This is a genomic window from Pseudomonas sp. NPDC088444 (assembly GCF_044900175.1).
Classification (GTDB): Bacteria; Pseudomonadota; Gammaproteobacteria; order Pseudomonadales; family Pseudomonadaceae; genus Aquipseudomonas.
Window position 1 is genome coordinate 256,383 of sequence record NZ_JBJDNK010000005.1, and the last position, 19,934, is coordinate 276,316.

The following is a 19,934-nucleotide window of genomic DNA, read 5'->3' on the forward strand; positions in this document are numbered from 1 at the left end:
GGGCCTATCGACCCCTTCGAGTCGGTGTATGCGGCCCTGGCTCGATTCGCCATGGCCAACTCGCTCTCCAAACCAGAGCTCGCGGCCATCTTCAAGTCCAGAGTGTTGGCGGGGCCGACGCCCTCGCAGGGGCTGGGCAGCAAGCTGTCGGTCAGGCCTGATCAGTTGAGCAGAATCCTGTCGATCAGCCTCGCCCAAATCAATAACATGTTTTATCGCTGGCGCCCGACGCCACAAAATTCCACCAGTCCATCATTCAGGTATTGTGCGATTTGCGCGAGCGCCAGGCGGCATTACACCGTCTTTCAGCTGGAAGGGCTTAGAACGTGCCCGCTCCATCACGTGCCGTTGCGGACGGCGTGCAGTGCGTGTGACCAGCCGATGCTGTATGGGTGGTCGAGCAAGCTGCTCAACATTCCCTTCGCGTGTGGGCACTGCAGAACGCTATTAGGCGCTCAGCAGGGTCGGCGCATTTTCTTCGATCTACATACCGACCTCAGGGCGCGCACGTTGGCGAAGGTCAATGGGTGTGACGTCTCTGGGTTCCCGCAGGATCGGCACAGTGCTGAGGCCGTGGCCGTCTGCCAGGGCTATCTCGTCTACGGCAATCCGCCTGAAAGTGAGGAGGAGTGGCGAGAGATGGCCCAATTGCCGTTGAGTGCGCTTGGGGTGGAGCAGCGCGACTGGCACTGCAGGGAAGGTTATAACCAAATCAGGGGGCCGCGAGGTCGTTCCGGGGCCGCCGATCGAGTGACTGATCTATCGAGCCGCATCGAGGAAATCTCCCGATACCTGATGCAGTGCCTCAAATGCTTCTTTCGGCACAAGCGTAAAGTATGGCGCCTGACCCATCCCAGGTTTGGGGGAGTGCGGCGTCCTGAGATTACCCTTAAGCTGCTGGATTATCGTCGTGAGCTAGGCTATGAGCTGCTATGGCAGCATTGGTATGGCAGTAGTCCGGGCACGCTGGAGGTGGATCGGCAGACAAGGGATGTGAATCGTCTCATCCAGAAATGGCTGAGGGCGGCTGAGTTCGAAAACAGCGTGTGCAATGCGCCTGCTCGCGTGCAGGTTTGGCTGGTCACGCACAAATTTTTCAGTTGGGTCATTGAGTCCCTGGAGGCGGTTAGTCGGATCACTGAAAGTCCGCAGGCGGGTTTGGCTAATTACCCCTCCCCAGGCCTTCAATGGCCACGCCGACCGTTGTGGCTGATAGAGTTTGTCGAATCACCGCTCTCCTCTTCATACCGCGTTGTGCGTCACCAGCATCTGGCCTGCTGTCTGTCGTCTGAAACTGTCTGGTACGGCGACGAATCTCTCCGGCGCTCTTTTTCCAATGCGCGGACCGGCAGGTAGGCATGGTCCCTGGAGGTCCGAGTTGAGTTTCACGCTCGATGCGTGGCGGCCAATGCGGTGAAGAGGTGGATGGTCTCGCCAGGCTTGAGTGGGCATGACCCACTGGCTCACTCGCCATCGAGCGCCTCGAGTTCGCCTTGCCGGTCGTTATCAGCTAGCAAGCAAGTGGCTCGGCTGGCAAGTAATGAACCTGCCTGAAAATAACCCATGACGGTGCCGACACTGCGGTGTTCGGTCATGGCCATCACGTCGCCCAAGGGCACTCCCTGGCGTCCGGCTTCCGTGACAAAGCCGGAGCGCAGGCTGTGCGCCGCCCAGTCGCCCTCCAGGCCGGCCAGCTTGGCGCGGCGTTGGACGATGCGCGCCACCTGGTCGGCGGATAGGCCCTGGTGACCGACCCTGCCGCCTTTGTACACGCGACGAAACAGCGGACCGCAAGCGGCCGGGGCGACTTCAAGCCAGGCGCTCAGCGCCTGCGCTGCCGGTCCGCGCAGGGGCTTTTCCCGCCGCTGGCCGCTGGTATCCGTTTTGGTCGCGCCCAGGGCATAGAGCCAGGTATCGGCGTCGAGCCGGCGCACGTCGCCGACCTGGAGGCCCACCACTTCGGAGCGGCGCCGACCACCGCCGCTCCAGGCCAAGAGCAGCAGGGCGCGATCGCGGATGCCGCGCACGCCGTCGGTGCAAGTGGCCAGCAACGCCTGCAGGGGTTCGAGCACCACCGCCGTTTTCTTGCGCACTTGCACCCCCTGCCGGCTCTGCGCCTTGCGCGCTTCGCGCAGCAGGGCTCTGACGGCGCTGGACGCCGTGGGGTTTGGCCATTGATGCACCTGATGCCATTTGCTCAGCACCGCCAGCCGGTGGCTGACAGTGTTGAAGGCCAGCGCCCCGGTTTTGCTTTTGACCTTGGCCTCAACAAGGGCCGCATCGATGGGGGCCGGCAGGAGGTGGGACCAGGCGCCAGTGTCCAGTGGTCGCGCCAGGTGATCGACGATGAACTGCACGGCCACGGTGTCGGGCAGTGGGCGGTCACCCAGCGCGCGACCGTAACGCAACTGCAGCCAGGCCGACCAGTAGGCGAGGGCGCTGCGGTAGCTGCGCACGGTGTTGGCGGCCGTCCCTGCGGCGATGAAGGCCTGGGCGGCTTGTTGGGCGTTATCCGCGAGCTGATCGAGCTGCAGCGGGGCGTACACGACTGTTTTTAACTCGACCGTATTATTCATTACGTTCAACGTAGTAAAATATCATTTTTCCACAAATAGAGTCGGATAACATTTCTTTATCAGCCCTAATATACCCGGAGGTGGGCCATGGCAGTAGGGGTGCCGGAAAATCAGGTGTTTGCCGCGGCAGACGCCGTGCTCAGCCGTGGCGAGCGGCCCACGGTCGAGCGTGTCCGCGCCGAGCTGGGGCGCGGCAGTCCGGCGCGCGTGGCCGGTCTGCTTGATCATTGGTGGGCGCAGTTGGCCGGGCGCCTGCGCGGTGAAACGCGGTTGCCTGAACTGCCCACCGAGGTCGCCCAGGCGTTTACCGCCATCTGGCAGCACGCCAGTACTCTAGCTCAAGGCGTGGTCGAGCAGTCGCTGGCACAGCAGCATCAGCTGTTGGACGCCGAGCGCGCTGAACTGGTCGTGCGGGAGGACGCTGTTCGTCAGGAGCATGCCCGGCAACGCCAGCAATCGGCGATCGCGGTGGCGGCGCAGGAGTCTGCAGAGCGTCGCCTGCTGGACCTGCAGCGGCTGCTGGATCAGCATGCGCATCAGGTCGATGACCTGACCAGGCAACGGCAGGCGCTGCAGGAGGATCGTGACGCGGCGCGTGCGCGTATCGGGGAGTTGGAGCAGCAGTTGCTGACGGATCGACGTGAGGCGGAGCAGCAGCGCAAGGCGCAGGATACCTATGCACGGGGGGTGGAAACGCGGGCGCACCAGGAGGTCGATCGGGCTCGGGAAGAGACCAGGGGCGCATTGGGGCAGATCAGGCAGCTCGCCAAGCAGGTGGAGGTTCTCCAGCAGCGGTGTGAGGACGCGCGTTTGAGGTTGAGCGAAGCGCAACAACAGGCCTCGGTGCACAAGGTCACTGCTGAGCGAGAGGCGCAGCAGGTGCAACAGATCCAGGCGCGACTGGAGATTGCCCAGGCAGACCTGCAGGAGGCGAGTGGCCGCGCAGTGGCGCAACAAGCGAGGGCGGATACCCTCGCGCACCAGATCCTGCAGCTGCAGCCGGCGGCAAAGGCTGACGGTCGAAAGAGCGCCTCGCGCAAGGCTCGCTAATGCGTCGATGGTCGACAAAACCGCAAAAAAAAAGAAAACATCCCTTTGCTCGGGGGCTTGCCGCCTGCGAAGCTTAGCCATGCTCCCTGTCCACACACGTGTCTGCCGGTCCGGCGCAATGGGTAAACCAATGAGTGACGACTTAACTGAAGAAGAGATGCGCCAGGCGCTGTTTGGCCCCTCCAGCACATCCTCGGCTAGACCCTCGCTGCCTGCGTCAGCATTGGACAGTACGCCGGCTCGCGCGCCCACGCCTGGCTCGGCCCCCGAGGGGCGGGCGTTCAAGGCCCGCTCCAGCAGACTGCGCGTCACACTGCAGGTGAGCAAGGCGTTCGAAGGTCAGGTTGAAGTGTTTACCTACGACGCCAGTACGCTAAGCACCTTACTGGCGGAGCAGGAGGCGAAAGCCGCCGCCAAGAAGAAAAAGTACCGATATTTTGAAGTGGTCTCGATCCTCCCCGTCGAACATTGATACTGAACCTGCCGCCCGACACGGCTTTACGCCCGCACGCGTCCAGTCGGCGTCTTGTCGGCGCAGGCTGTCGTGCGGCAATGGGCGGGAGTCGAGTTCGCAGCCGATGATGTCCGTTATCACCAAGGCTCGGGGGAGTGGTTGGCGTCGATCTATCGTCTAGCGTGTGGAGAAATCTGGCATGGAAGCAACCGTCACATGAAGCTGGTTTTGTTACCCCGCAGCGAAGGCTCCGACCTTCAGCCCCTGTACCATCGAGCGTTACAGGTCTCGGTGGAACTCTACATCCTGAGCGCTTACCTCACCGAGTGGGACACCACCGTCAAGCTCGGTCCGCAGTGCCAGTCGTTTGCCTTCATCGTAGGCAAGGACTTCGGGATCACGCGGCGCGCCGCTTGCGAACAAGTGATCAAGTGGTTATCTCAGTCCCGATGACTCAATTTCCTGGTCGCTGAGTTGATCGACGGCGTCCACCCAAAGGCCGTGTTCTGCCGAGAGCCGAATGGCAGTTGCCACGCGTTGGTAGGGTTGTCGAATCTTTCCAAGACTGCCTTTGCCACAAACCCCGAGATCAATGGTCATTCTTAGATCTTCGAGGACGCCTCCGTAGCCGCCAGGCAGTAGATCTTTCAAGCTAGGAAATCCTGTGTTGTCCTCAACCAGAGCTGGCTTAATGGCTATCAGGAGGCGGTGCAGGTGCGCAAACCCAAGGGACGCCCAGGGAGCGGAGCACGGCCGCAGGGTCGGGTGTTCAACCTTCGCTTGCCCAGCAAGAAAGTCATCGCGGCTGCCAGGTCGACCCTGGATGCGCGCCGAGGCCAGATGAGCGCTTTTGAAGCGAACAAGGGGGCGTTGACGGCGCATTTCAGCAGCGCCGCAGAAGCCGATACCTGGACGCGGCGAAGAAACGATGCGTTTTACCCGAAATTTCGCCGCCTGTGGTGCAATGCGTTGGGCAACCGTTTCCAGGCCAATGGCTGGGAGCGCAAAGGCAAGGGGAGCGATTTTCGAGAGTTGTCCACGTCGGTCATGCGGGTCCTCCATGCTGAGCCTCACGAACGAGACGAGGTCGTCATGGTTGAGATTGATCGTCTGACCGAGTTGAAGCTACCCACTCGCCGGTCCGTGTTCACCGAAATGTTGTGCCAGTATTTTCCGCACGACTATCACCTGGACAACGAACCGGTAAAGGCCTGGCAGAGCTCGACCGGTTTCAAAAGCCCCTATGGCGTCAGTGCGGGGTATAGATATCTGGAGTGCGCCAGCCTTCTTCGCGCGGCGCTTTTCAATGCGCAGAATGGCCGAGGCGGGTACCCGCTGGACAACCTCGGTGAATTGGATGCGATCATCTGTCTGGAAAGGGCTGGGCGTCTTTTCTCTCTTCCCTGTCGTGCGAACACCAGTTAGGCGAGCCCTACTGCCGGATGAAGCTCGGCCAGGTTGTTGAAGCCATCCCGAAAGGTTCTGGTCAAAGCATGCCGCATCGGCCATTCGGATTTCCTCTTGAATACACGACACCCAATGTTCGATCAGACCGTTCTGCATCGCATGGAAATATGAGCATCCGCGTGCCATTGCGGGCGTGATGCAGCCGCGTGGACAACTTTTACGCAATCCTTGCCTCTTTGCGGCTATCAGGCGATTCAGCGAGCGCGCTAGCCGTTTTCGGACAAGCTGCTGAGCGCTAGCCTGGTTGATCGCGACCGTTATAAACATCGCAGACCCATGATTGGATAATGCTAAGACAGCTGGCATTCGCTGCCCTTGATCCGTAACCGTACTGAAAAAATATAGCCGCACTCGCTTCGGCGTTGAGCACGCTCCCCGTGGCTGCGTGTATCCTCGTAGCGCTCTGGATTCACCAGATGCACTCAAACCTTTGCAGACCTCCTCCAACACTCTTGCCAAACCGATACTGACGGGCAGCAAGCGATCGTGCGAAACACTCACCGTGACTCTGCATGGTGGTGGCTCGAGGACCTGCTGCATTCAAGGAGCAACAATGTCGAGCGGTTCGAACGATCAGGTGCATTTCAACGCAGTACGAAGAGCCTTGGAGAACGGCAATGCAGCCGTCATGGTTGGGGCAGGATTCAGCAGAAATGCGGAGAATGGCAGCGAGCTGGCCACGTGGCCTGATGTTGCGCAAGAGCTATGGGGGGAGCTAAATCCCGGCGGCAAAGAGCTGCAGAGCTTTTCCGCGAGCACCGTGACTCAGCTCGGAGAACAGTACGCGAGAGTGTTTTCCAAACCGAGTCTGGAAGAGCTGCTCAAGCGCCAGATTCCGGACGAGCGCGTTGCCCCTGGTGAACTGCATCGCAGCCTTCTGTCGTTGCCGTGGTCGGAAATTCTCACCACGAACTATGACACGCTGCTCGAGCGTGCGGCGGAAAGCGTTGTCGACCGGGCTCATTACACGGTTACGTGTCGGGAAGATATCCCACAGTCAAAAATCCTCGGCAGGCGGCGCATCGTAAAACTCCATGGGTCTTTTCCCTCACAGCGGCCGTTTATCTTCACTGAGGAGGATTACCGCCGTTACCCCGAAACCTCGGCCCCTTTCATCAATCTCGTCCGCCAGTCGATGCTGGAGAACGTTTTTTGCTTGATCGGCTTTTCTGGAGATGATCCGAACTTTCTGCATTGGATTGGCTGGGTCCGAGACATGCTGGATGAGCATGCGCTGCCGATCTATTTGTTCGTTGCGCGTCCTTCTCCCTTGGGTACGCAAAAACTGCTGGACGTGCGCCGCGTCACTGAGGTGGTGTTGCCCACCAAGGAGGGGGTTGAGGAATGGGATTATGCAGCTCGTTTCGCACTCCTCTTCGAAATATTGACCAAGCCGCTGACGCCAGATGTCACGAAATGGGGGACGCATCACTCCGGCCTCGGTGTCATGCGCACCTCGGGCCAGAGCATCGCTCAACGTCATGAGCAGTTGGTGGCTGCGTTCGCTGGGATACGCGAACTGCGCAATACTTACCCGGGCTGGTTCGTCGCCCCCCATAATATTCGGTCCAGACTCTTCTCCAGCGTGACGGATCTCCATCACTTGTTGAGTCGCAAGCTGGTAAATCATTTTCTGAAAGAAGCTCCGCATGCTGCGATCGCCGTCTTAGCGGACTACAGCTGGCATCTGGATGTGCTGCTTCAAAGCATGAATGACGAGGTGGCGGTCCTGTCCGTGGATCTTCTGTCGCAGGTCGATCCCACCGCAGCGATACCTTTCGAAGGAGAGTCAGGTCCCGCGACTGACCTTCGCAAGCTTCAGGTACAAGACCCTCAAGAGTTTCGCCAGCGTTGGAAGGAGCTTGCCTTAGGCGTATTGCGCTGGGCCCGAGAAGGTGTCCGTGAGCACGAGTACCACTGCATTCGTGAATTGCTGCGCTCACATTTCCCCACCGATTTTCAGGTAACGGATCAGTTGGTTTATGAAGACATCTTGCTCAGGCTCTACACCGGAGACAGGGATCTGGCTCATCAGCTGCTGAAGAGCTGGGACGTCCGCTCGCCGGATAATTACATGATGGTGAGGAAAGGGGTCCTGCTGGGGGAGCTCGGTGAAGTCGCCAATGGCTTAAAAATAGCCTTGGTTGGGCTAAAGCGCCTAAGAAGAAATCAACGGAGCCGCGCGAACTCAGTCCATACGCTTTCCCAAGAAGCATGGGCGTGTCTGGCCATCGGAAATTTGCAGAAGTCTCGCCAGAATCGTGCCGAGGCGATTGACGATAAGGAGCCACTGGAGTTTCTTCCGGAACTGGTTACCCAGCGCCTCGTTGACCTGGCTGCCGACGGTCATGATGTGCGCCGAGACATGCTCCTGTTAAATGCGGAGCTGAGTGCCGAGACCCCGGCTCCAGCAGCAGCCGTGTCCCATGTTCCACATTTTGAGCTCGGTCGCTGGTCTACGACTCGCCATCATGGCCCCACTTCGCCCTACAGATATAAGGTTCTCGCTGCCTTTGCCTGGTTGGCATTGTCCGATCGCGTCGCGCTGGTTCCTCGCGTGGGCAATTCGACCTTTGAAATTGATTCCTTTGCCCAGGCCGCTTGGTGGATTCAAGAGAATGACTCCAGGCAGAGGGTATTGAGCGTGATGATGCGGCTGGTCTACAGCAAGCTGCTGGAACCCCGTAAAGCGACCCAGCTCGTCCACTCCGCTGGCTGGTTGTCGCGCTTCCAGGTTGCCAAGACAACAGAGCCGTTGGCTCAAGTGATGGTCGGTCGCTCCATGAGTTTTCTGGAGCGTGTCTTCCAGGAAACCATCTCTTCTGACGTGATGGAGCGAACTATAGGGTTTCATCTGGAGGTCATGTCCAGGCTCGTCATTCGCTGTGCTTCACCTGGCTTTGCGGCATCGATCCTTGCGCGGATAACAAAGCTTCACACATCCAAGCAGTTGCTGCCGCATCCCTCGCTGTGGGAGCACGTTACAGCAGTGATAGTGCATTCCTTTGAGGCCATGTCGGCACTGGAACGATTAGCCGCACTGCCAACCTTGGCATCGCTCCCCGACCGGCAGGAGCTCAATATCACCAACCACATCCACGCAACAGATTGGTTCAGCTTGCACCTCCTGAGCCGACGAACAGATGAACGGGTCATCGGTAAGCCGTCAGAGCAGATTTCGCTCACTGTGGACGCCTTGATCAATCGGTTACGCGTAATCGAGGTTTCTGAAAGCGCCCCAGAGCAGGATCAGATACAAGCTGACAGCCTATGGGCGCGCCTGTTTTGGTTGCGTGGATGGGGTTGCGTTTCCAGAGGTCAAACCACCCACATTGGGAAAATTCTGCTCAACAGTAAACACTGGCCAATCATTCCAGGACATTATTCCTGGGCAATCTTCGTATGGCTGAATAAAACTCAGAAAAACTCCGCGGCCAGACGTTACCGAGAATGGATATTGGCTCAGGAACTGACCAGATTTTCGTCGGCGAAGGCGTCGACCGATGGTCTTTCCCAACGATCTTGGTCAATGAGAGACGCTGATGATTTCTTGATGAACCTGTACCGGTCACTTGAGCACTTTGAGTGGGCAGAGGATGAGTTTGTGTCCTCGTTAAGGATCATCAAGTGCTGGTGGGATGAGGAATGGCCTTTCATTGCTGCGGAGCTAGGCAAAATAGATGAAGTGAAGAGCCTGTTACTGCGTCGCATGGAATGGGTTGACCTGCTGATATCCAGTTTCATCGACAAGCAACCTGGGAACCCGTTGCTCCGCTTCCCTGACATCAGCATGTGGGTCGGAGAGTTGCAGACGGGAATGCTGGAAGTGGGCCCAGGCTTGCTGAGGACTCGCTTGGCCATCGCGCTTGAGGCGTCGGATAACACTGCGCTATCTCAAGTGGATGTGGCGCTCTTTTTGAGTATTTTTGAGTCCGGCCTCAGCGAAGCAAACCGGATTGCCAAGGTCATTTCATACTGGGTCAATCATCCGAGAGCGGGGGCTTGCGATGCGCCGAGCGGGCTTGTCTACGCATTAGCCAGCGCGGTGTCAGGGCGACGGATGCCCGCGTTACCATCTGCATTGCGGGCGCTTACTGCTATAGCAAGTGTGCACCCTGAGTGGATCACGCCCAGCGGGTACCTGTTGATGAATGCAGGCCTGAAGAAGCTACTTTCGGAGTTGAGTTACGACAGTCGTCCGGAAGACTCAGTCATTCCAGACGACAACGTTCCAGAGCTAAGGCTTGCGTGTGTGTTGCTTGTCCGAGCGCTGCAACGAAACAAGATTGCTGAGGTGGCAGATGTCTGCGCTTGCTGGCTCGATGAAGCAGCGAATGATCCACTGCCTGAGCTCCGATTTTCCTGACGTGACCGCGAAGGTGTCTTTGCGGAATGCTCAGCACCGGCCATTACCGACGGTGTGGAGAGGGTCGTACCCTCGGTACTAATCCAGCTGAGCGATGGAAACGGGAATAACGCTACACGACGCGTCGGTGCTACCCATGCGTCACACGCGATCGCCAGTGTCTGCACTGCCCTGAGGGGTTGAGGGCAGCTGGGGCGTGCGACGCGAAGCGGGTTTTCGGCTAGGACAGAACTAGGCAACCGACGGCCTTCGACGCTGAAGAGACGATGAAGCGGGACGCTGTCAGCTATGGCTTGGCCACTACAGAAAATCCATTGATTCATCCACCGGAAGCGCGCTGCGTCTCGGGCAGGTGACCTAGGTAGCCCTTACGGAGAAACCGAGGAAGCGAAGTGCTTTCGCCATTCGGCCATTGATGGGGGGCGCTTCTTCCGTGCGCAGGGTGCCTACCAGCTCTAGCGCGCAGAATCGACCAAACACCCTAATTCTGTACTTGGGGTCATAGATGACAGAGCAGATTCGAACTGCGAAATCGTCCTCGCCATGAATGAGATAGATCAGCGTATTTTTAATGCGCTGCAGATCATTGTCGTTGTTCTGCCAGAATTTTGCCGGTAAGGCATCCGCCCCGCCTTTGGTAAAGCGAAGTTGTTCGAGGAAAGCGTGTACACACATCAACGCCTCTACCAACTGCTCGCCGCTGCAGGCCTGGATCGATTCGGGCGAGCCTAAGCCTTGGCGCAGCGTATCAAGCAGTTGGAGGTAATTGTCGGGTATCCGAGGGGCGGGGGTGGTCATCCACTCCGCTCCCAGTTCCCTGATCAGGCTCTCTCGATGCTCCGGCGAGCGTGGAGCCGCGCTCTGCCAGGCCTCGTCACCTGAGGCGTGCTCCAGGCGAACCCAGTTGAGGAAGCGATTGGTTTCGACTTCCGTCGGTACGCTGGCCAATTCAGGGCGACGGAAACGCTGCTTGACCAGAATCGCCATGACCTCCTGAAATGCGGGCAGATACTCTTCGTAAATCGTCTTTTGCAGCTCGCCCAGGTAGAGTTGCTGGCTGGTTTTGTGAGCGCTACCCACTTCGACAGTGGGGGGGACAACTGCTTTGAGAGCGTTGAAGGGCACGTTGGAGCTGGCTATCCGGCTTGACTGATTCCACGCCAGTTTGAATTGCTGGTAGACCTGCGGCGTCAGGACTTCGGCGCTGTTCCAGACTTGTGTAAAGAACGCCTCAATGTCTTGGACGCGTTCTTCGTCGCCCGGTTGATCGAAAAGAACAACGGCTTCACGGTTGTTGATCAGTCCACCTTCTGTGAGGTTCGACGATCCGAGCAGGGCTACGCCATCAAATAGACATACCTTCGCGTGAAAATCGTCCGTGAAATACCGGACTGAGCAACCTCCAGCCGCCAGCACTTGACTCAAGGCATCAGGGCGCGTGGATGCGTTGAGTCCTATCAACAATTGAACCCTCGCCCCCCTATGCACTGCTTCGACGATCTCTTTGGCACGTGTGAAGTAGGGGGCCGCCAGACGTATGTGTGATGCACTGTTCATAAAGCGCGTGTAGGGCCGCAGCACTTGATCATGATCAGGGCCGTTGGTGTAGATGCTTGATGGGTTCAATGCAGGCTTCCAGTCCATTTGCACGGCCTACAGGCTGGCACCTGAGCGGCTGGAGATCAACTACTAGAACGGAATGGCCCATGCCTCGGTTAAACGCTTGCTTTAGGAGACGTTCACCTGTGGAAGTTATCGTCAAGATTGCGTCAGTACGATGGCCGTGGTTCGCCACCGGCGGCGTCCGATCCACCAGAGACGTGAGCCAAGTCCTGCTTCGAGCGTGGCTGAGGCGTGTGATCTCAGCGAACTAGACGTCAGTAATTGCAATAGGCTATCTTTCACAGCCGAGGCAATGCAGGGCGTAGTTGTAATCTACCGTGCTGACAGCGTGCCCATCATGGGTGAAGAGGGTAAGGCGCACCTATCCTAAACAGCGGCAGAGGCCCTGGAGATTTCGACGATGAGTGATGGAGGCAGCTCTTACTGCATATCTCGCTCGCCCGGGTCGAACGAATTTTTCTTAGCTCGTAACATGTCACAAGGAGGTCGTTTGTTAGAAATTATAGTGTCTCAATTGGCAGCCTTAATTGACTCAATTCAAGAGTTCTCCAGGGATAAACGAGACCTTAAGGATAATGCTCTCAGAGCGATCTCACACGCGCTAAACGAAACCTATCTCTATTATCGTGATATTGAGCACGGTAAGCCAGTTAACCTGGATAGTCAAAAGCAATTGTCAATCTATTGGTCGGCAGCCGCGATTCCCCTGCGTCATATCAATGAGGAACTGGCATTGATTTGCGAGTTCAAGTCAGAGTACTGGGTGAATCCAGAAAACTGGTCGGATGAGCAAATTCATGAGCACGGCATTGCTCTGAACGATCTTAGAATGAAATATCGAGCGTTGGTTTCACCAGTTAGGTCCAGAATCCATGGGCCAAGATCTAGAATTGAGCCTAAGGTGAGATAGCTACCTGTACGACAGCTGAGCGCAGCTTGACCTCGGGATACTGCGCTAAAAGGGTGATTGGTTCCGTTGAGCTGATTGGACAAGGACACGCTATGCGATAGCCCCGGGATTTTCAATGGGAGATACGGAAGGCGCTGACGCCCATCATGTGCGCACCGAGAGCAGAGTGGCATAGAAAGCTAGCCAGGTAGGGGAGACCGAATATCGACTCAAGAAAATTTTTACCTCGCCACGGGCTATGATGGATTGAGGGAAGCTGGGCTCCACTTGTGTTGTATCGCTAGGACAGCCGATTTTGAGACAATTCTCCGCCCACTCTGGGATGCTCTGTGGAAGCTGCCCAATAAAGATTCAGATCCTAGGTGCGATGGGGTTTAGGTCCGGCCCTTATTGATTAGAGTGATCGTTATGCCATCCGACTGCACGGCAACCGCAAACCCATTGTCAGCGTGTACGCCAACCGAATGCCTGCTGCAGATTGATGTCCGGCAGCTCACGACATTGGGCATCTACATGCTGGCACGAGATGGTTTCTTGCTTGAGCGCGTCAAGGCAATGGTGTCGATGTCTGAGTTGTACACCTCTGCGAAGGTTATGAAGCGCATCATGCGAAAGCCAGGGAGGCTGCTTCGGGATGCGCACGATACTGCCGCTTCAGTACGGCTGAGTATCGAGCGAAGCTCCGCAGCATACCAGTACGCTAAAGCGTTAGAACATGCGACGTCCGTCTTTGGTACTCAGCGATCTGCCGAGGAATGGCTCGGTAAACCCTGCAGACACCTCGCTGGACTCATCCCTCTTGACCTCGTTGATGACGTGCTCGGGTACCAAGCTGTGGAATCCTATCTGGAGCGCGTTGAGTTAGGCGTCTATCAATAAATCTTCCAGCCTGCCGTCGCCATGTGGTGTATCTAGGATCGCTTGGCCCTTGGGGCAACCACGTCGACGTTCTCAGCACTTCCTGCAGTTTTGCTGAGAAGCATAGAGAGTTGTGTGAGCAGTTTTGCCTTCTGTGCTCATAGGACTGAACGTTATACTCCCCATCTGCTCTGCGTCCCGGCATAAGGCTGCGTTGTTGAACACTGTGCGGCGTGCGTAAGAAAATTATCAATTGGATGAAATTCGATGAATTTTTTGGCGGTTCTGCATCGCTGGTTTGTGCGGTTGGGTGTACTTCGGGAAGAAAAAAGCTGGGCTGACGCGATAATTAACCGGAGAGTTGAATACAGACTCCTCCTCTCAGTGACTCTTTTTGCTATCCTTAGTGCAACGCTAAATTATTTGCTCTTGGTGTATCCGATATTTGAAGAGCCTGAATTCAGTAACTCGGCAGTGTGGGAGTATTTGAATTCGGATTTCTACAAGCAGGAGTCAACTGCCTTTTCGGAGCTACTGGGGCGGTATAATACTGGGTTGATCGATATTCCCCCGAACGATTTGACCTTTATATTTCCAGTGCGCGGCGTAATAGTCCAACATGTGATGAGTCCGAACCCTTCCGCAGTTCCCCGGGCAGACGGAGGAAACAGGCTGGTTTTCAAGAATGATTTTAAGATTTTGTTGAACTGGCAGTACTTAATTGCGTACGGTTTTGGATTGGGGTGCATGGTCATCTATGGTGTCTATATTGTCCTGAATCGACCTCCTAGAGCACTGACTAAGTTGGAAGCGTCTGTGTTGAATGAGCACCTGTCTTTGGGGGCGGCGTGCGCTCCGCCACGAGAATTGGCCAGCGTAGAAACTAAGCTGGCACGAATCTTCGCAAGGTTTCATGCGTTCGTCCTTCTGATCAACGATCGTCCCAGGGGCGCGCCGGGTTTCAAAGTGGCTACCGAGTACGACGTTCAAGACTTGATGCTCCCTATTCTGCGGATGGAGTTCGGCAACGTTAAACGCGAGGTGTGGGGACCCAACATCGCGGGTCTGGGCTCAAGAGTCGACTTCCAGTTGGTAGAGGAAGGTGTGTTAATCGAGATCAAGAAGACAAGCAGGAGATTGAGAGATACCGAGCTGGCGAAACAAATGCTCGTAGACATTGCGCAGTATTCGGTTTACCCCGATCTCCATTTGATTGTGTTCTTTATCTACGATCCTGAAGGCCTCATTCGAAACCCACTGGCATTGCTGGAGGACCTTGAGGCTCAGCGCAAAGATATCAAGGTCAAGGTCGAGATCTCCCCGCGATGGCACGAGTAAGGTGAGCATCCTGAGCTCAGGCCCCAAAGACCTGAACTCAGTGCACCACGGGGGCCGATGGCAGGCCTCTTCAGGCCAGGGATTCAACCCGTTTTGTTGGAATCATGCTGGCAAGGGTGGCAAGAAAAGCTAGCGCGGCTGCGGCACATGTGATCATCGCAAAACCTCCAGAGGAATAGAGGTACCCAAAGGTGCTGGTCCCAAGAAATACAGAAAAGTTAGTCGTCGCACTGTGTAGTCCCAAGACAGAGCCGCGTTTAGATGGATCAATCCCCACCAGACGAACGATCAGCAGATTGATCGCGTAATGGTTGCCCAGCCCCAGGAGTACCATCAAGCCCAGAACCATGCCCAGGCTGGTTCCGATGAACCCCAACAGCAGATAGATCACCACCAGCAGAAGCAGCGCCAGAGGCAGTGCTTTTTTCGCGCCCAGGCGGTTCACTGCATGGTCAAACAATACGGCCCCACCGAAGCCGATACCGTATGTGAAGGCGGTGAGGCCGTTGGCACTTAGCGCCTGGCCGAGCCCGTGTGTGAGGTAATCTCCCAAGAACGCGTAAGTGCCGTAGAACGCTGCCATTGAGGTCGCACATACGCACAGAAGGGGTTTGATGCCAGGGAGGTTCAGCGCGGAAAGGGGCATGGGAGCAGCTTTTTTTATTGACGTACTGCTCATAGGCTTCATGAAGTTGAGATACAGCAGCGCGAAAACCCCGAGCAGGGCGACGGCAAGATAGACCGCCCGCCAACCGAAGTAATCTGCAAGGATTGCAGATAGCGACACGCCCGCCACCATGCTCAATGTCCAGCCTGTCAGCACGACACCAATGGTTCTACTTTCACCTCCAGGCGGGGCCAGCGACGCCGCGTTAGAGTAGATTGATGGCACGGCAACCCCCGATGCGATACCTGCGCACAACTGGGCGAGAACCAGCACGGGGAGTGCTACTGCAGTCGCGGCTGCCAGCAGAGCAAGAGGCAAGATGCACATGGCCAGCTTCAGCATCCGGTAAGCGCCGAAGCGGTCGATATGGTGGGCTAGAAACAGCGCGCTGAACGCAGCCCCCAGACCGAACGCCGCAGTGGCGGTCATGACGGTCGGTACAGTGACTTCCAGAGATCTGGATACGAGAGGGGCTATTGGCCCTAGTGCCAACGAGTTGCAGCCAATCACTGCGACACATCCCGTCAGTATGTACACCGAACCGGGGATGGCAGGTTTTTGTTTCTTGTCTGACATAGCCTTTCCTTTGAAGAAAGAGATTCAAAGCAGCAGATCTTGGGTGGAAGCGCAGTGATCTGGCTGCTCGGCGACGCACTCCGTGATGGAGGATGGATGACTGAGGGCTGTGGCACCGATACTTGAGTATGGATAGATAGGGAGCTATCTATCCCGGCGCCATTTTGTGTCCTTGATGCACCCCAATCAAGATGTGACGCTTTCTTGGTCACAAGCGATTGAATCGCATGCGACAATGTATCGTCTGAGGTGGGGGGCGGCAAGGTCAATCGTTTCAAAATATTTTCTACCAGACGACATGGTGCTTCGTCGACGCGCTGCGAGCCTTGCTTTCAGTGGGTCTGGCTAGGTATTTCCTGCCTCTTCCTCTTATCGAAAACAGTCTGCTGGCCTTAAGCACCGGTGTTCTGGGCTACTTCCTCCGGCTCCTGACCTCAAACACGGGTGTCCGCGAGATGATCCAAAATGCGCGGCTCATGAGCTGTTGCCTTTCGTCCTCTGACGAAAATCGTCGTTGACAAAACCGTAGAGGCAAGCTCAAATTTATATCAATCGCATGAGATTGAATCGGATGCGATCGTAGGTCGACGGGCGTAAATTCGCCAAATCAGACATGTCATAGGTGAATGAAATGGGTCATTGCAGCGAAGTACGGGACAACAACGAAGGCATGAACTGGATCACTCAGGCTTAAGAGCCCGTCCAGCGGTAACAAACTCTTCACACATTATTTTGAGTACAGATCTTCATGAGCAAAATCGAAAAAGTGGTAATTGCGGGCAAAACCCACACGACGATGAGCGCCAACACCAAGGGCACCATCAACCTGGAACTGTCCACTGTCGGCAATGCACGGACTAACCACCTGTTTTCCGCCATTCAGCCTCATCCGACTGCCGAGCAATTTTTTGCCGGCGCTTGGTCTTCCTGCTACATCATCGCTCTGGGCGTTGCCGCTCAAGAGGTCGGTGTGACTCTGCCGCCGGATTTGTCGGTTGATATCGAAGTCGACCTGGGCACCACCGGCAATGACTGGTACATCCAGGCGCGTTTCAATGTTGTGATGAAGGGTGTGGAGCAGGAAGTCGCTGAAGCCATCGCGCACAAAGCCGATCAGATCTGCCCATACTCCAAAGCGGTACGCGGCAATATCGACGTGGCAATGAACGTCGCTACAGCCTGATTCATGGCGCAGCTAGTCATCTTGGGGGATGGAGGGCTGGCTGCGTTAGGTCAGAAGCGGTGGTCCACTCGGCCATACCAACGGTATCACCCGCGGCGTACAATCAAATCGCAACCACACACTTCGCGGGAAGGCATTTTGAAAGACACTGATGAACCCTATGACCGTGCAGACTTGAAGCTCTCCGAGTTTCTCTGCTTTGCCGTGTACTCCGCCAATCTGGCATTTGGGAAGGCGTATCAGCCTATCCTTGACCGCTTGGGACTGACTTATACCCAGTACATCACGCTGATTGCACTGGGAGAGGAAGATAATCAGACGGTGTCCAGTCTAGGGGAAAAGCTCTTCCTGGAATCGAATACGCTGACACCAATCCTGAAAAAGCTCGATGCAATGGGGTACGTGGAACGTCACCGAGATCCACAAGATGAGCGTCTGGTTCGGGTCAACTTGACCAAGAGTGGTCGCGAACTTCGAGAGGGCTATCCAGAAGCGGCGCTTTCCGATGCCATCAACCTGGGTGACGAAGAGTTTCGGCAGATCCAGCAGGCAGTCGTGAGACTAAGGGATAACTTAGTCAAACATCGGAAACGTAACGACTGACACACTGAGTAATTCGGTATCGATCTCGCTTCGTATCTGCGAAGTTGGATCGGTACAGGCTATGCGCTAGTTTATTTGCGCAAATTTTTGCTGTCTTTGATGAAGTGCTTTTCTTACTTGATTGAATCCGATCGACGGCTTTCCGTGCGCGATTGTTTTGTTCTGTAGGCTTTACAAAGTCTTGCGGTAGCTATTAGGCATCACAAGTGTCGCCGTAGTGCCGCTTTGTTCTTAAGTTGCATGTGTGTCTCCATACTATTCGAGAAAGTCTCATGGGTAAGTTGCGTAGTATTTCAATCAGTCGTCGCCTGATCCTGATTTTGATGGTATCTATCGTCATAGTGGCTGCTTTCGGCGGCATGCTCCTCGCCCTGGTGCACAAGGACTTGTACTCGGATCGGGCGGAGCGAACTCATCAGCTCGTCGATTCCGCTGCAGGCGTCTTACGATACTTTCACGATCAGGAAGTAGCAGGGAAATTGAGTCGCGAGCAGGCACAGAGCGCTGCCCGCGAAGCAATTCGCACGCTGCGCTATAACAAGACCGAGTACTTTTGGATCAATGATCTAAGCCCGAAGATGGTCATGCATCCCATCAAACCTGAGCTTGAAGGGCAGGATTTGTCTGGATTCAAGGACGCTGATGGATATCCGGTTTACACCCAGGCAGCCGCGATTGCTAAGAACTACGGTGGGGGCGTGATGATGTATCGCTGGCTCCGCACCGGTACGAATGTTGTCGCAGGAAAAATCTCCTATGTGACGCTGTTTGAGCCATGGGGTTGGGTCATTGGGTCTGGAGTGTTTGTCGACGATCTTCAGGCTGAGTTCAACAACCAAGCCTGGGAGGCCTTCCTTGTCGGTATCGCGGTGATTGTTGTTCTGACTCTGCTCGTTATCTGGATCTCGGCCAGCATCGTCCGTCCTCTCAACGAGGCCGTAGATGCCATGGCCAGCATTGCCAGCGGGGAGAGCGACTTGACCCGTCGACTTGATGCGCAGGGTAAAGATGAAGTCTCAAAGCTCGCCACTCACTTCAACGCTTTCAATAACAAGATGCAGCAGTTGGTGCGCAAACAGATCAGCGCCGCCATGGACCTTGCCACCGCTTCTGAAGAGTTGGGTAAAAGCGCCAACCAGGCTCAGGCGCAAAGCCAGCAGCAATTGCAGCAAACCGAGATGGTGGGCACGGCAATCAATGAGGTGGCGTACGCCGTACAGGATGTCGCGCGCAGTGCCGAGCAGGCTGCCAGTGAAGTCCATGACGCAGAGATGAAGGCTCGTGACGGCCAGCTCAATATTGACGAGAGTCTGAATCAGGCTGACCAGATGTCTGTAACCATCGAACGGGCGGTACAGGCCATGAAGGTTCTGTCTTCCGAAAGTACTCAGATTGGCGCCGTGCTTGAAGTCATTCGATCCATTGCAGAGCAGACCAACCTACTGGCCCTCAACGCGGCGATCGAGGCTGCACGTGCTGGAGAACAAGGGCGCGGATTCGCCGTGGTAGCGGATGAGGTACGGCTTCTCGCTCAGCGCACTCAGAATTCAACGTCCGAAATTCAGGCCATGATCGAGCGTCTGCAGGATCACTCGGAGTCTGCGGTTAGGGTCATCAACGAAAGCAGCCGGGCGTCTGAATTGACCAAAACCAGAGCCAACCAGGCCGGTGAGAGTTTCTCCTCTATCAGCTGCGCTCTACGCAATCTCACACAGCTCAATGCATCGATTGCCAGCGCCACCTTGCAGCAATCACAAGTCGTGGACGAGCTCAACAGAAACGTTACCGAGGTTGCAACACTCTCCCATGAGACGGCGTCTGCGGCAGAGCGCTCCAGCTACGCAAGTGTTCATCTCGGAAAACTCAGTGGCCAGCTCAATGGGTTGGTCAAGCAGTTCAAGGTTTAAACCCATGCTTTTTCAGCGCGGCTTGCCGTGCTGAGAAGGCAGTCAGTGTGCTCGACCCTTAAATCAGGAGATCCAACATGAAACGCCAGCACGCAGTTCTTGCAGCGACACTCGCTCTCTCCCTGACAGCTCTTGCAACCGGTGCACAAGCGGATGACGCCAAGCCCCAGGAAAAATGCTACGGCGTCTCGCTGGCCGGTGCCAACGATTGCGCAGCAGGCGCAGGCACTTCGTGTGCCGGTACCGCGAAGACTGACTACCAAGGCAATGCCTGGGTGTTGGTTGACAAGGGGACGTGCGAAAAAATCAAAACGCCCAAGGGCTTCGGCAGCCTGACGGAAAAACCATGAACCGCT

Annotated in this window: 16 protein-coding genes and 1 pseudogene; 14 read left to right on the forward strand and 3 right to left on the reverse strand. The window is 56.2% G+C overall.

Annotated features, from left to right (window positions below):
• Positions 1-51: 51 nt before the first annotated feature.
• Positions 52-1,356, forward strand: coding sequence for a hypothetical protein (locus ACI2KB_RS12280; RefSeq protein WP_404634811.1), 1,305 nt, complete (start codon positions 52-54; stop codon positions 1,354-1,356).
• A 107-nt stretch (positions 1,357-1,463) separates the two neighbouring features.
• Here the strand turns inward: ACI2KB_RS12280 and ACI2KB_RS12285 are convergent, their stop codons facing one another.
• On the reverse strand, positions 1,464-2,585 hold the full coding sequence (locus tag ACI2KB_RS12285; RefSeq protein WP_404634813.1) for a site-specific integrase: 1,122 nt from the start codon (positions 2,583-2,585) through the stop codon (positions 1,464-1,466).
• A 78-nt stretch (positions 2,586-2,663) separates the two neighbouring features.
• On the opposite strand from ACI2KB_RS12285, the gene ACI2KB_RS12290 reads away from it, so the two are divergent.
• The 5 genes from ACI2KB_RS12290 to ACI2KB_RS12310 all read left to right on the forward strand — a co-directional run bounded on the left by ACI2KB_RS12290 (position 2,664) and on the right by ACI2KB_RS12310 (position 9,913).
• Positions 2,664-3,626: a DNA-binding protein gene (locus ACI2KB_RS12290; protein ID WP_404634815.1), complete on the forward strand. Its 963-nt coding sequence runs from the start codon at positions 2,664-2,666 to the stop codon at positions 3,624-3,626.
• A gap of 130 nt (positions 3,627-3,756) precedes the next feature.
• A complete protein-coding gene (locus tag ACI2KB_RS12295) occupies positions 3,757-4,098 on the forward strand; it encodes a hypothetical protein (protein WP_404634817.1) in 342 nt (113 codons plus the stop codon).
• Between the two features lie 198 nt (positions 4,099-4,296).
• Positions 4,297-4,533, forward strand: coding sequence for a hypothetical protein (locus ACI2KB_RS12300; RefSeq protein WP_404634819.1), 237 nt, complete (start codon positions 4,297-4,299; stop codon positions 4,531-4,533).
• Positions 4,534-4,794: 261 nt separating this feature from the next.
• A complete protein-coding gene (locus ACI2KB_RS12305) occupies positions 4,795-5,505 on the forward strand; it encodes a hypothetical protein (RefSeq protein WP_404634821.1) in 711 nt (236 codons plus the stop codon).
• 595 nt (positions 5,506-6,100) lie between these two features.
• The gene (locus ACI2KB_RS12310; RefSeq protein WP_404634823.1) at positions 6,101-9,913 is read left to right on the forward strand and encodes an SIR2 family protein; all 3,813 of its coding nucleotides are present in this window, start codon (positions 6,101-6,103) and stop codon (positions 9,911-9,913) included.
• Positions 9,914-10,270: 357 nt separating this feature from the next.
• Here ACI2KB_RS12310 and ACI2KB_RS12315 read toward each other — a convergent pair whose 3' ends face one another.
• The gene (locus tag ACI2KB_RS12315) at positions 10,271-11,557 is read right to left on the reverse strand and encodes a phospholipase D family protein (RefSeq protein ID WP_404634825.1); all 1,287 of its coding nucleotides are present in this window, start codon (positions 11,555-11,557) and stop codon (positions 10,271-10,273) included.
• Positions 11,558-11,936: 379 nt separating this feature from the next.
• Between ACI2KB_RS12315 and ACI2KB_RS12320 the strand changes: the two genes are divergently transcribed.
• The 3 genes from ACI2KB_RS12320 to ACI2KB_RS12330 all read left to right on the forward strand — a co-directional run bounded on the left by ACI2KB_RS12320 (position 11,937) and on the right by ACI2KB_RS12330 (position 14,642).
• On the forward strand, positions 11,937-12,446 hold the full coding sequence (locus ACI2KB_RS12320; RefSeq protein WP_404634827.1) for a hypothetical protein: 510 nt from the start codon (positions 11,937-11,939) through the stop codon (positions 12,444-12,446).
• Between the two features lie 606 nt (positions 12,447-13,052).
• On the forward strand, positions 13,053-13,325 hold the full coding sequence (locus ACI2KB_RS12325; RefSeq protein ID WP_404635036.1) for an antitoxin Xre/MbcA/ParS toxin-binding domain-containing protein: 273 nt from the start codon (positions 13,053-13,055) through the stop codon (positions 13,323-13,325).
• Positions 13,326-13,571: 246 nt separating this feature from the next.
• Positions 13,572-14,642, forward strand: coding sequence for a hypothetical protein (locus ACI2KB_RS12330; protein WP_404634829.1), 1,071 nt, complete (start codon positions 13,572-13,574; stop codon positions 14,640-14,642).
• A 70-nt stretch (positions 14,643-14,712) separates the two neighbouring features.
• Here ACI2KB_RS12330 and ACI2KB_RS12335 read toward each other — a convergent pair whose 3' ends face one another.
• Positions 14,713-15,885, reverse strand: a complete 1,173-nt coding sequence (locus tag ACI2KB_RS12335; RefSeq protein ID WP_404634831.1) for an MFS transporter — start codon at positions 15,883-15,885, stop codon at positions 14,713-14,715.
• 748 nt (positions 15,886-16,633) lie between these two features.
• Here ACI2KB_RS12335 and ACI2KB_RS12340 point away from each other — a divergent pair.
• The 5 genes and pseudogenes from ACI2KB_RS12340 to ACI2KB_RS12360 all read left to right on the forward strand — a co-directional run bounded on the left by ACI2KB_RS12340 (position 16,634) and on the right by ACI2KB_RS12360 (position 19,928).
• A complete protein-coding gene (locus ACI2KB_RS12340; RefSeq protein WP_404634833.1) occupies positions 16,634-17,068 on the forward strand; it encodes an OsmC family protein in 435 nt (144 codons plus the stop codon).
• Between the two features lie 138 nt (positions 17,069-17,206).
• Entirely contained in the window at positions 17,207-17,671 is a 465-nt protein-coding gene (locus ACI2KB_RS12345; RefSeq protein ID WP_404634835.1) for a MarR family winged helix-turn-helix transcriptional regulator, read from the forward strand.
• A 359-nt stretch (positions 17,672-18,030) separates the two neighbouring features.
• Positions 18,031-18,705: pseudogene (locus ACI2KB_RS12350) on the forward strand (cache domain-containing protein); the annotation flags it as partial.
• A 144-nt stretch (positions 18,706-18,849) separates the two neighbouring features.
• Positions 18,850-19,578 carry a methyl-accepting chemotaxis protein gene (locus tag ACI2KB_RS12355; protein ID WP_404635038.1) on the forward strand — a complete coding sequence of 243 codons (729 nt, stop codon included), beginning with the start codon at positions 18,850-18,852 and terminating at the stop codon, positions 19,576-19,578.
• Between the two features lie 77 nt (positions 19,579-19,655).
• Positions 19,656-19,928, forward strand: coding sequence for a DUF2282 domain-containing protein (locus ACI2KB_RS12360; RefSeq protein WP_404634837.1), 273 nt, complete (start codon positions 19,656-19,658; stop codon positions 19,926-19,928).
• The last annotated feature ends 6 nt before the right edge of the window (positions 19,929-19,934 follow it).